The following is an 11,741-nucleotide window of genomic DNA, read 5'->3' as shown; positions in this document are numbered from 1 at the left end:
AAAGGTGAAAACTCAGTTAAACGTATCCGCGAAATAGGTGAAGGTGTGATTGTTATTCAGCACATGCAGTATTCCGTTGGTGGTAAGTATACCGGTCGTCTGACAGCGGGTTTGCAGGTATTGTTCCGGTATGGTGTTGGCCAGGTCGGCATCCGTTACGGGAACAGGATAGCCGGGTTTTGCAATCAGCTTGGTCAGGTACAGGTATACCGGGTATTGCGTGAAAACACTTCCGTCGGTATAATCCCTGCTGGGAATGCCTTGTACCAGGCGGAGTTCCCCATCATTTGCTTTGTACAGTTTACCGGTTTTGGTAGCCTTGTCTAAAGGTATCAGGTCTTTGAAGAGATAAGCCCGCAGGGAATCTCTCATGACGCCAAAATCCAGTGAATCGAAAGTAAAGATATAGTTAGGATCCACTCTCCGTGTGCGTTCCAGCTCCTGCCGTAAATTAATGTAGTTGGAGAGATCATAATCCGTGATGGCAAAAAAGGTGCCGGTGGCATTTACTTCTTCCTTCAAACCTGTTTTATCGATCATCAGCACTACGGTATCAAAAAGCGGGTTTGTTTTCAGGTAATCGTATGTGGTCATGTTTACATGTGGATCATGCAAACTGCCGCCGATGGTATATTCCTTCTTACAGGAAAATAAAACCACGGCCACCAGAGCGATGAAAGAGAGATATATTTTGTGTTTCATACTGCTGATTTTAATGGGTTAGAGTTTACCTCTCCAGTAAGGAGTTTGTGTAAGGGTGAAATCATCTTTGAACATGGTGGGATCAATGGGCCATAACCAGCCGCCGTTCTCAAACTGATCGCCGGGGAAATGTTCGTTGTATGAAGTCAGTTTTTTATTACGCACCAGGTCGTAATAAGCATGGCCTTCGTAGAACAGCTCCCGCAGGCGTTCTTCGAGGATGGTAGCGGCAAGGCCGTCGCCGGTGCCCACATAATCATCCAGTCCTGCGCGTTTGCGTACCCTGTTAAGCAGGGGCAATGCATCGCCATCCTTACCCAGTTTACTCAGCGCCTCTGCCCTGAGCAGCAGCATGTCTGCCAGCCTGAAGATGGTGAGGTTATTGGTCATACGGGGATCTTTTTTGGCAGATCCGTCGGCATAGGCAATGTTGGCAAACTTGATGATCTGTCCCTGGTTACCGCCAAGACCGTAGAAGAAGTCTTTGAAGCGGATATCTTTATCCTTGTCTTGATAAATGGACAGGTAGTTTTCATTAACCGGCCATTCTATATATCCTTTTCCGTCAATAAACGGCATCATCAGGGTAACGCCTGCACCGCCATTGGTGGCGAGGGAAATTCCTTCTGATTGTCCGTCGTTGATATTGATTTCAAAAATGCCCTCCTGTGTTTTGCCGATAAATACTTTCATGTAATTGGCAGAGTCGATCAGGGTGTAACCACCGTTGGTGATCACTTCATTCGCGGCTACTTCGCAGCCGGCGTAGTCGCCTTTCCATGCCAGGATGTGTGCCTGCAGGGCAAATGCAGCGCCTTTATTGGCTCTTACCGCACGCTCAGATTCATCTTCATAACCAAAATCCAGGTTTTGTTTAGCTACTTCAAGATCGGCCAGGCATTGCTTCCATACGCTGTCGGCCGGGCTTCTCGGGATGTTCTTCGCAGTAGATACATCCAGGTCCGGTTGCAGTTTCAAAGGCACATCTCCCCAGATCCGGCTCATATAGAAGTAGGTAAAGGCGCGGAGGAAATAGGCTTCCCCGATCACATGCCGCTTGTTATTGATATCTGTGAATTTGCTGTCGTCGATACCCGGTACTTTATTGATGATCAGGTTTAACTGTTGCAGCAGCTGGTAGTACTGTTGCCAGTTCCAGTTGCCACTGCCTACGTTGAGGCCAACAAATTCGCCGTTGGAAATATTGTAGTTGCCATTATCCCGGCCACCGTCGATACTCAGTTCTCCGGATACAATGTCTCCGTATTTATGCCAGGAGTTATCGCGGATCATGATATTACGCAGGATGGCGTAAGCGCCGGCAAGCGATGTTTTGGCATCCGTTTCCGTAGAAAAATAAGCACTGGTAAAAGTAGAGTTATGCGGTTCCAGGTCCAGTATTTTGGAGCAGGACGACACCAGGGTAGCTGCAGAAATAACAGCAGCTGCATAAGCGATATATAAGCGTTGTTTTCTCATGATTTTCTTTTTTATGGTTAAAGGCTAAGATCCAGTCCCAGGGTGAATTTTCTGGGAATGGGATAACCACTGCCGCTATATACTCCAAAGGCATCCACCTGCTCAGGATCAGGTATGTTTTTAGATTGTTTGAAGATATACAGGTTGTCGGCCAGCGCATAGATCCTTAAACGTCTGAAGTGAATTTTATCCAGCACTTCCTGTTTGAAAGAATAGGAGAGGGATACGTTTTTCACACGGAAGTAGGCGCCGCTTTCAATCCAGGCAGAACTCACCATGGCATATTTGTAACGGGTACCGTTTACGGAACTTAGACTCGGATAGGCTGCATTATCACCCGGATTTCTCCAGTAGTTAATGCCGCTCAGGTCGGGCATGGAATGGGTGGAAAGGGAATGATAAGGATCTGGATCGCCATCATCCGTAGGTACCAGCTGGGAAAGCTTTCCGGCGAGGTAGTCGTTGAACACTTTACGGCCTGCCGTGAAAGTACAGAACACATACAGCGTGAAATTTTTATAGCTGAAGGTATTACCAAAACCGCCGGTTACTTTCGGGTTGGGGTTACCAGCCGGTATGTAATCGGTGTTGTCGAGAACGCCGTCGCCGTTGGAATCCTGCCAGATCGGGTCGCCACCTTTAAATGGATAACCATAGAAACTGAGCGGTAATCCGGTTGCTTTATTTACGGGTACATCTGCATCTGTGAAGTAGACGCCTGTTTTGTTGAATACGTTATAAGAGTTCAGCGGTTGTCCCTGGCGGAGCAGGTATTTATCGAGATAAATATCACGGCCACCGTTTGGCAGGGAAGTGATCAGGTTATCGTTATGTGCAAGGTTTAATAATGCCTGCCACTGGAATTTTGAAGATGGTTTCAGGACGTTGGCAATGAACTGCACTTCCACACCGGTGTTGCGTATGCCGATGGCATTGGCGGTGAGGATAGAGTAGCCTGTGGTTACGGGTACGTTCAGGTTAAAGATACCGCCGTTGGTATTCTTGATATAAGCATCGGCCACTACATTAAACCTGCCGTTATATAAGGTTACATCCAAACCAAGATTGCTTTGTGTACTCTTTTCCCAGCTCAGGCTATTGTTGGTAAGTCCTTTGTCGAAGTCGAGAGACACGGCCGGAATACCATTATATGCAAAGGCGTAGTTGCTGCCTGTAGCAGGATTGGTGCTACCAGGGAAATCACCTGCACCGATGCGGTAAGTATTATAAGAAAGGTAGTTATCGCCACCATCCGGTTGCCGGCCGGCTACGCCGTAGCTGGCGCGCAATTTCAACAGGCTGAGCCAGCTGCTGGCAGATTTGAGGGCGGGTTCGTCGCTGATCACCCAGCCACCGGATACGGAAGGGAAATAACCCCAGCGGTTATTTTTACCAAAACGGGAAGAGGCATCTGCAGTGATTACGGCCGATAACAGGTAACGTTCTTTATAGCCGTAGTTGGCTCTGAAGAAAAGTGATTGGATACCGCTCTGCAGCAGGTCGGAGCGGGTATCAGCCAGGTTTTTATTGAGCACGGTAACGGTGCGGATCTGGTCATTCGGAATGCCGATAGCGCTGGATTGTGTAGCCCGGTATTCCCAGTACTCTGTATTCTGACCGGCCAGTAAGTTGAACGAGTGATTGGTATTCAGCGTGGTGGTATACTGGAGGGTATTGCTCATTAAGTAGTTGTTGGATTTATCAACAAAACTGGTGGCTTTACCGGTTCCGTCTCTCCTTACAGCGCCGGGGGTGTAGGAGTCCATCCGGCTGTTGGTTTGTGTAAAGGAGATCACCGTGGTGAAGTTAAATTTGCTGGAGATCTTCCATTCAATGATCGGGCTGATAGACAGGTTATCATTGCTGTTCTGATCTGTGCTGCTGGTGGTGTTGCCAAAGATGAAGTCTTTGTTGGCATTGGTCATATACAGCAGGGAAGTAGGCAATGCGTTGGAGGCATAGTACCCGCCGTTGAAGGGACCGTAGCCGCCGGAGAGATCGTTAATAGATCTTGGGCGGTCTATTTTTGAATAACGGATCTGTGTATTGATCTGTACATTGGGAGAGAGGTTCAGGCCGGTGCTGCTGCTAAAGCTATAACGCTTTAAGCCGGATTTCCGGATGATACCATCTTCACTGTAATAGTTAAGACCATAGCGGTAGTTGATCAGGTTATTACCACCGGAAATGGAGAGGTCGTAGTTGTCTACCCGGCCGGTTTGATACATACCGCCCTGGTAATCGTTGGCATTATTGAAAGCGGGATTGAGACTGTCGGTCAGCACCTGCGGAATATTTTTCAGGGTACCCCAGTTGCCGTAGTGGTTGATCAGCTCCATTTTTGCGCGGCGTTCTTCTGCGCCGATCAGCACTTTGTCCAGCTGCGGCATTTCGGTGAAGCCATGATAGGTAGCGAAATCAATTTTTGGTTTACCGGAGATACCTCTTTTTGTTTTGATGATGATTACCCCGCCAGCGCCTCTTGATCCGTAGATCGCAGCTGCAGAGGCATCTTTGAGGATATCGATGCTTTGAATATCGTTGATGGAGATGCCGGCCATTACGTCGGTGTTGGTACCGGAGCCGTAATTGATGGCGGCAATGTCTTCCGTGGTTTGCGGTACGCCGTCTATTACGTAGAGAGGGCCGCTCAATGCGCGGGCGAGACTGGCCTTTCCGGAGTTGCTGGTAAAGTCGCTGTTGATGTTACGGCTTACGGCGGTGTTACCACGCATTACCACGTTGCTTCTTACGCCGGGTTCACCGGAGTAGTTCTGTACATCCAGGCCGGGTGCGCGTCCCTGCAGCAATGCGTCGAAGGTGGGCGTGGGCACATCCAGTAATGTTTTCGGATTAATGGAAGTAACGGCCGCGGTAACTGTTTTGCGGGATGTTTCCTGGTAACCGATAACTACCACATCTTTCAACACTTTTTTGTCTACCGGCAATACTACGTTCAGGTGTGCGTTGGCTTCCTTTACTGTTACCGAGTAGGGGAGGTAGCCCATCATGCTGAAGGTAAGTGTGCTGCCCGGATTCATTTTGAGCGTGTAGCCGCCATCTGTGTTGGTGATGGCTCCTGATTTGGTATCTGAAATGCTTACAGATACGCCCGGCAATGGGTTGCCGTCTGAACCATCCTTTACTGTGCCTGATACGGTGATCTGTGTGGAGACAGATTTTACCTGTGCGGTACCTCTCAGGCATAGGAAGGTGAGGCAGAACGTTAATAACATAACAGCGCCGTTACGGCTGTTTTGTGTAAAATTAACAGTCATGTAAATTGATTTGAAACTGATGAATGATACTGGAATGCTGATTACCCAGTTGTTATTATGATATTGGTTGACGTATTATGCCCGGAATAAATATTGCTAAACGTATGCGTTGTTGTTGACTGATTTTGATTTGATAAATACCATCGTTATTTCCGATAGCTGAATGCTGGCCTGATAAACTCCTTTTTCTGTTATTAATTTACTTTTGGTCTGATAAAATTCTTATTTTGCTAAATCGATTTTCTGAACAAATCACAGGTCTCTTAATGTGAGGATGAAATTAGTATGAAAGAGAAAAATAACTTGTTAATGAAATTTAAAAGATTGTAAACAATCTTAAAAAGAAGCGGGTCTGACAGAGGGCTGTATCTCCCTGCAGGTATACAAAGACGGCAATTTTATCATTCAATTTCCGGGGGATAGATATATGGTTTAAAAATATTATATTTACAGGCGTAAACAAATCACCTATCCGGAAATTATACCTATGAAACAACGCTACTTATTTGTCGGCATCCTGCTGACCATTTTCAGCATTCACAGCTTCGCGCAACAGGCAGCCAACCCGGGAAGCAGGGCCAAAGCCGCCGCCGTATTTACCAAAATACTCAACGATGCCGCCGTCGTATATCCGCCGGAGTTATCCTATCTCACAGAGGCGGGCGCTAAAATTGAATCGTCTTTCCGCGTGAGCGAAGACGGTATCCTGTCGGTGACCTTCCGCTACCCGGTAGAAAACAGTTATAGTCTTTACCGCCTGAGCGCACCGGTAAGCTCTATCAAAGGCGTGTTCTATGACTATTACATCGGGCTGGAATTTGATGGCCCGGTAGTACACATAGCGGAGAGCGACAAAGGCAGCCGGGAGCTGAAAGAAAATAATGCACTGGCGCTTTTTCATATTGCCAAGCCCGGCGACGGGCCGCAGGGAGAGAAGCTGAAGGTCCGGATGGAACAGGCATTGCAGGCGTTCCGGGAGAATTATAAGTAAACGGATCTTCTACGCGCCACCAGCGACCGGATTATCCTGGTCGCTGGTGGCGTGTTCAAAAATATTAAGGCGCTGGAAGAGCTGGAAATGCTTCATTATCTTCCGCCGGGGAGTCTTGCACTGGCAGGGTTGATTTAGTTCAGTTCCGGGAACTGTTTGCTCATATAACCGATGAAAGTCCATATCTCCAATACCTCTTCAATCGCTACGGTTACTGTTTCATATTGAGGGTTCAGTGAATGCAGCGATAAGGTACCGTTTTGTTTAATGTGGTTGCCTACCACTTTAAATACAATTTCTTCTTCTCCGCCTTTCAGCACGAGGATGCAGGCGGTGTTATCTTTTAAATGGGACCAGTCCTGCAGGTACTGCGCAATAACGTGACTCCCATCCGGAATAGGCTCCATTGAGTCGCCGCTGATGGGGAACATGCGGATGGTTTTGCCTCTTGGTAAACCGGGCAGGGTAAATTTTGGCAATGCCGAAATAAACGCCGGGTCGCTGAAACCGCTACGGTAGCCTGCCCTGGCGCGTGCCGGTACAAACTCCATGTTTTCTTCGTTGCTGTTGTCTACCGTAATGGGGAGAATACGTATATGCCTGCCTGTTAGATCCACTTTCTTCCCGGCTTCCAGCTCCAGCAGCTGTTCTTCCGGAAGCTGCGACAGGTCTGTTTTTACCATAAGGTCCAGGTCTATTTTGAAATAGCCGGAAATCAGCGCCAGGTCGTCCATCCGGGGATTGCGCGTTTTGCCGCTTTCCTGTGCGGTGATCTTGTTCCGGTTCAGTCCAAGTAAGTCAGATAAATGTTGTTGGGAAATCTTCTTTCGTGTCCGTAATAATTTGAGATTAGCGGCCCAGAACAGGGGCTGTTTGTCCATGTATTATATATTTATAATAAATTATATTTATAACTAATAAGGGCAAATGTATGGCTTTTTACTCATTCTGTTTGTTCAGTAAACTGTTTAATTGCTGGTAGAGTGATTCCCCGGAGAGGTCTTTATTAAAGATCATGCCGGTAGAATCTATCAGGAAGTTCTGTGGGATAGCCTTCACGCCATACACCCTGGCAGCCTGGTTTTTATCTATTTTAGGATCAGCGAGGTTGGTCCATACCATGCTGTCTTCTTTAATGGCTTCGAGCAAATATTTCCGGTCGGCCGGCGGGTCGAGTGCCACGCTGATAATGGTAAAGTTTTTATCCTTGAACTGTTTGTAGGCTTCCAGGATTTTGCGGTGTTCGCGTCTGCAGGGCTCGCACCAGGAGGCCCAGAAATCCAGGAATACGGTTTTGCCTTTGAAGTCGGACAGCCTCACCATTTTCCCGTTTATGTCGGGCACTTCAAAGTCGGGGGCGTCTGATCCAACCGTGAGGCTCCGGGCGCGGGCAATTTCTGCTGCAAAGGCTTTTCCTTCGGTGGTATTGCGTATTTCTTCGGAGAGTTTAAGGAAGATAGGTTCTATCATGTCGGGGTTTACATCCAGACCGGCCAGTTCTTCCAGTGCCATAAGGCTGAAAAAGGAGTTGGGATTTTCGGCGATGTATTTATGTTGAAGGAGCTTTTGTGCTTCATAGGATACCTGGTAGCGCAGGGCCATTTGCTGCTGGAATCCTTTGTCGTCTTTTTTGCTGGCCGGCGCCCTGTTGTATTCCTTTGAAAGCTGGCGGATAGATTTCAGGACAGATTTCATGGACTTATTAAAATTAATTTCTTCCTCATTGAGCGGGGAAGAGATACGGGCTTTGCTCACGCGTTCGTTGATCACTACTTTGGTGGTTCCTTCTTCCAGGAAGAAGATCCGGGTATCCGCATCCGGGGGGAGCTGCATAAAATCGATGCCGCCTCCTTTGGTATCGAGGATGAGCATGGCACGGATGGGACCTTCTACGGTGCCTTCAAAGCGGAATTCACCATTTTGTACCACTGCGGAATCTACTACCAGGGCTTCGTTCACTACTTTGTTCAGGTATACTTTGGCGGGTCCGCTCTGTTTGGTCAGCTTGCCGTTCAATATATATTTCGCGGGTTGGGCGTTCATGAATGCGGGCAAACACAGGGCTATAAGTGTTATTTTTTTCATAAGATCTGGTATCAGGACCCTAAACTATCAACAAAATTTATTCATTTGCAATACAAGACTTTTGTTAATCATGATTAACATTTAATATAGGGGCTATGGCAAATCAAAGTAAGTCGCCGCACATACTGAACACTTCTACCAATCTGCTGGGCTTTTGCCTGATCGTACTCACTTCCATTAAAGTGGCGCACTTTAATCATGCTACCATTATAGATGATTGTACCGGGATAGCCGCCATCCTGTTGATGGCGAGTTGCCTGTTGTCTTTTTTATCGTTGAAAAGCAGGGATGGAAGAAACAGTGAGCGGTTGGAGCAGGTGGCAGATTATACTTTCCTGGTTGCATTGATATGCATAAGTATCACAATTGTTTTTGTATCTTTTAATCTGCTGAGCTAGTTGGCGTTGCGGGAATGCCCGTCAACGGCTCTTTTTAGCAGGTTTGTTTACGGTTTACATTGTAATATCTCCCTCGTACCATGAAGATTCGCATTTATGAAGAAACCAGGAAGGTCTGGAATATACTGGCTGAGCGTAACGATCCGCCGGATCTGGCGCTGGAGATGGAACTACACAAGAAGGTGCTTAGTTTTTTCCAGGTGGGAGCGTGCTACTATTTTATATTCAATGCGGTAAGGGGAGAACTCGACTACATGCATCCGGGCGTATCCGAAGTACTCGGTTATAACGCGGATGAATGTACAATTACCGAGATGATGTCGCGTATTCACCCGGAAGATGTACCGGGCTTCCTCGAATTTGAGCAGGCGACAGTGGATTTCTTTTCCCGGCTGCCGCCGGAAAAAGTACTGAAGTATAAAGCGCGCTACGATCTGCGGCTGAGGAAAGCCAATGGCGAATATGTGCGGATACTGCAGCAGGCCACCTGCATACAGCACGATGAAACCGGCGCTGTATTGCGCACCTTATGTGTGCATACGGATATTACCCATCTGAAACCCACCGGCCGCCCGGTACTGTCTTTTATAGGGCTGGATGGAGAGCCTTCCTTTACCAATGTGGAAATCAGGAAAACGCTCACGCCCAGCAGGGAAGTCCTGACCAAAAGAGAAAAAGAGATCCTCCGTTTGGTGCTGGCCAGTATGCCCAGCCGGGAGATCGCCACGCATTTAAATATCAGTAAGCTTACGGTGGACAAGCACCGTAAAAACATGCTGAAAAAAACAGGGATCAAATCGGCAGCCGAGCTGGTGGTGAAGGCGGTAAAGGAAGGGTGGGTGTAAGCGGAATCCCCGCTGGTATTGAATAAATGCGCTATTGAATATCGATTTATTTATATATCAGCAGGGATAATTGTTTATATTGATCTTTTTTTATAACATTGTCATTGTAATGATGTCAACCAAAGTTTCACGATAAACAACCAGAACAATAAAAGAGAACCGCTGATTCTCGTTTTTTTTGTCCACTAAGCAAAAACGTTTTAGCATACACATGAAGATGGATGAGATTAGTGAATGGCAGATGCAGATTGCGCGTTATGATGATGAACAGGCATTTGCCCGTTTGTTCCGTCATCTGTACGACCGTTTGTTGCATTTCTGTATCCGGTATGTACATGTAAGAGAAGCGGCAGAAGAAATAGTGTCCGACGTTTTTGTGAAGCTCTGGAACCGCCGCAAGGAAATAGAGGAGGTATCCAACCTGGAGGTATATCTTTTTGTAGCTGTAAAAAATCACTCACTCAATTACCTAGAGCAATATTCCCATCTGCGCATTGTACCGCTGTCCGGTTCGGATACAGCCGACCTGCGTAACAGCATCGACCTGGAGCGCGACCTGGAATGGAAGGAGATGCGTTTTAAAATGGACCAGATCGTGTCTGCGCTGCCGGCCCAATGCCGCCGCATTTTTCAGCTGATCAAGGAAGACGGCTTCAAATACAAGGAAGTCGCGGAAATCCTCAATATCTCTCCCAGAACCGTGGAAACGCAGCTTTTCCGCGCCATGCGCCGGCTGAATGAAGGGTTGGGTTCCATCGGCAAAACCAAAGGTGTATTGCCCCCGCTGATCATTTTACTGGCCATCTCCTGCCGGATGTTGTATTAAGCACGACCCCCTCAAAATTTTTTTTCTCCGCTTGTAAGTAGTTTTCCTTCCGCTACCTGTCCTTATACCTGAACACGATTCCATTTTATGATAAACGAAGAACATTTCGTCTTACTGGTTACCCGTAAACTGGCGGGAGCTGCAACCCCCGCAGAACTGGCGGAGCTGGATGCCCTGCTGGAACAGTACCCGGTACTGAAAGAAAAATATCATCACCTCCATCACTATTTTAAAGATCCGCTGCACCTGTCGGCCGGAAACACGGAACAGGCCCTGCAACGGACGCTGTCTAAGATAAAACAACAAACGACTAACATCCATCCGATGGAGCCTAAAAGATCCGGGAGATGGAAATGGGTAGCCGCTGTTGCTGCTGCCATATTGTTACCGGTTGGCGCCCTCTGGTTTTTTAACGCTACACGTCAAACACCGGATGCCGGACGGGAACAATGGGTGAAACGCAGTAACGGCAAGGCTACCCGGTCGTTTATTGAACTGGCCGATGGCAGTAAGATCTGGCTCAATGCGGAGAGTGTGATCACTTACCCCGAAAAGTTCCGGGGCGACAGCCGCGAGATCTTCCTCGAAGGGGAGGCCTTTTTTGATGTAGCCACCAACGCCAAACGTCCATTTATTGTACACCTGAAAAAGGGTACCATCAAAGTACTGGGTACTTCTTTCAATATCCGGGCCTATGAAAATGAACCTGTGCAAACCGCCGTGGTAACAGGCAAGGTGGCCTTCATTCCCCGTTATGAAGGCACTAAAAAAATCAGTGATACCATCCTGGTAACGCCGGATGTAAAAGTAACCTATACCGCCAGCAGCGGTACGCTTATCAAAGGCAATACCATCGGGTCGGAAGATAAAGCCTGGACAGAAGGACGGCTTATTTTCAGAAACGCCACACTGGAGGAAATCGGCGCCAGCCTGCAACGCAACTTCAACAAGCGGGTAGAGTTTGAAGCCAATGCCCCCAAACAGTACCGGTTAACCGGGGCTTTCCATAATAATTCCCTGGAAGATATTATGTACTACCTCAGTAAATCAAAAGCATTCCACTACCGCATCACCGATTCAACATTAGTTATAGGAGAATAATAAACATCAAGCCCACACCAATATTTATTCATTTTT

At 47.5% G+C, this 11,741-nt stretch carries 10 protein-coding genes; 5 read left to right on the top strand and 5 right to left on the bottom strand.

What is annotated here, in order from left to right; genetic code table 11:
- Nucleotides 1-12: 12 nt before the first annotated feature.
- From B5Z18_RS01245 to B5Z18_RS01235, 3 genes are read right to left on the bottom strand one after another with little or no spacing between them, the layout of a single operon-like run.
- Nucleotides 13-702, bottom strand: coding sequence for a hypothetical protein (locus B5Z18_RS01245; RefSeq protein WP_079467597.1), 690 nt, complete (start codon nucleotides 700-702; stop codon nucleotides 13-15).
- A gap of 18 nt (nucleotides 703-720) precedes the next feature.
- Complete coding sequence (locus tag B5Z18_RS01240) at nucleotides 721-2,181, bottom strand: RagB/SusD family nutrient uptake outer membrane protein (RefSeq protein WP_079467596.1); 1,461 nt, start codon at nucleotides 2,179-2,181, stop codon at nucleotides 721-723.
- A gap of 17 nt (nucleotides 2,182-2,198) precedes the next feature.
- Nucleotides 2,199-5,459, bottom strand: coding sequence for a SusC/RagA family TonB-linked outer membrane protein (locus B5Z18_RS01235; RefSeq protein WP_079467595.1), 3,261 nt, complete (start codon nucleotides 5,457-5,459; stop codon nucleotides 2,199-2,201).
- 487 nt (nucleotides 5,460-5,946) lie between these two features.
- Here B5Z18_RS01235 and B5Z18_RS01230 point away from each other — a divergent pair, with 487 nt between their 5' ends.
- A complete protein-coding gene (locus B5Z18_RS01230; RefSeq protein WP_079467594.1) occupies nucleotides 5,947-6,450 on the top strand; it encodes a hypothetical protein in 504 nt (167 codons plus the stop codon).
- Between the two features lie 134 nt (nucleotides 6,451-6,584).
- Here B5Z18_RS01230 and B5Z18_RS01225 read toward each other — a convergent pair whose 3' ends face one another.
- Both B5Z18_RS01225 and B5Z18_RS01220 read right to left on the bottom strand, forming a co-directional pair.
- The gene (locus B5Z18_RS01225) at nucleotides 6,585-7,331 is read right to left on the bottom strand and encodes an XRE family transcriptional regulator (protein ID WP_079467593.1); all 747 of its coding nucleotides are present in this window, start codon (nucleotides 7,329-7,331) and stop codon (nucleotides 6,585-6,587) included.
- A gap of 58 nt (nucleotides 7,332-7,389) precedes the next feature.
- On the bottom strand, nucleotides 7,390-8,535 hold the full coding sequence (locus B5Z18_RS01220; protein WP_079467592.1) for a TlpA disulfide reductase family protein: 1,146 nt from the start codon (nucleotides 8,533-8,535) through the stop codon (nucleotides 7,390-7,392).
- A gap of 95 nt (nucleotides 8,536-8,630) precedes the next feature.
- Between B5Z18_RS01220 and B5Z18_RS01215 the strand changes: the two genes are divergently transcribed.
- The 4 genes from B5Z18_RS01215 to B5Z18_RS01200 all read left to right on the top strand — a co-directional run bounded on the left by B5Z18_RS01215 (nucleotide 8,631) and on the right by B5Z18_RS01200 (nucleotide 11,705).
- The gene (locus tag B5Z18_RS01215) at nucleotides 8,631-8,933 is read left to right on the top strand and encodes a hypothetical protein (RefSeq protein ID WP_079467591.1); all 303 of its coding nucleotides are present in this window, start codon (nucleotides 8,631-8,633) and stop codon (nucleotides 8,931-8,933) included.
- 80 nt (nucleotides 8,934-9,013) lie between these two features.
- Nucleotides 9,014-9,778, top strand: a complete 765-nt coding sequence (locus tag B5Z18_RS01210; protein WP_200817184.1) for a LuxR C-terminal-related transcriptional regulator — start codon at nucleotides 9,014-9,016, stop codon at nucleotides 9,776-9,778.
- 211 nt (nucleotides 9,779-9,989) lie between these two features.
- Nucleotides 9,990-10,604, top strand: a complete 615-nt coding sequence (locus B5Z18_RS01205) for an RNA polymerase sigma-70 factor (RefSeq protein WP_079467590.1) — start codon at nucleotides 9,990-9,992, stop codon at nucleotides 10,602-10,604.
- A gap of 87 nt (nucleotides 10,605-10,691) precedes the next feature.
- Complete coding sequence (locus B5Z18_RS01200; RefSeq protein WP_079467589.1) at nucleotides 10,692-11,705, top strand: FecR family protein; 1,014 nt, start codon at nucleotides 10,692-10,694, stop codon at nucleotides 11,703-11,705.
- Nucleotides 11,706-11,741 lie beyond the last annotated feature (36 nt).

The organism is Chitinophaga ginsengisegetis (assembly GCF_900168065.1).
GTDB lineage: Bacteria > Bacteroidota > Bacteroidia > Chitinophagales > Chitinophagaceae > Chitinophaga > Chitinophaga ginsengisegetis.
The sequence above is the reverse complement of the archived record's forward strand: the minus strand, read 5'-3'. Positions and strand labels throughout refer to the sequence as shown.

Coding starts and splice junctions, on each gene's coding strand:
- B5Z18_RS01245 (WP_079467597.1), bottom strand. CDS start 702: ATGAAACACAAAATATATCTCTCTTTCATCGCTCTGGTGGCCGTGGTT.
- B5Z18_RS01240 (WP_079467596.1), bottom strand. CDS start 2,181: ATGAGAAAACAACGCTTATATATCGCTTATGCAGCTGCTGTTATTTCT.
- B5Z18_RS01235 (WP_079467595.1), bottom strand. CDS start 5,459: ATGACTGTTAATTTTACACAAAACAGCCGTAACGGCGCTGTTATGTTA.
- B5Z18_RS01230 (WP_079467594.1), top strand. CDS start 5,947: ATGAAACAACGCTACTTATTTGTCGGCATCCTGCTGACCATTTTCAGC.
- B5Z18_RS01225 (WP_079467593.1), bottom strand. CDS start 7,331: ATGGACAAACAGCCCCTGTTCTGGGCCGCTAATCTCAAATTATTACGG.
- B5Z18_RS01220 (WP_079467592.1), bottom strand. CDS start 8,535: ATGAAAAAAATAACACTTATAGCCCTGTGTTTGCCCGCATTCATGAAC.
- B5Z18_RS01215 (WP_079467591.1), top strand. CDS start 8,631: ATGGCAAATCAAAGTAAGTCGCCGCACATACTGAACACTTCTACCAAT.
- B5Z18_RS01210 (WP_200817184.1), top strand. CDS start 9,014: ATGAAGATTCGCATTTATGAAGAAACCAGGAAGGTCTGGAATATACTG.
- B5Z18_RS01205 (WP_079467590.1), top strand. CDS start 9,990: ATGAAGATGGATGAGATTAGTGAATGGCAGATGCAGATTGCGCGTTAT.
- B5Z18_RS01200 (WP_079467589.1), top strand. CDS start 10,692: ATGATAAACGAAGAACATTTCGTCTTACTGGTTACCCGTAAACTGGCG.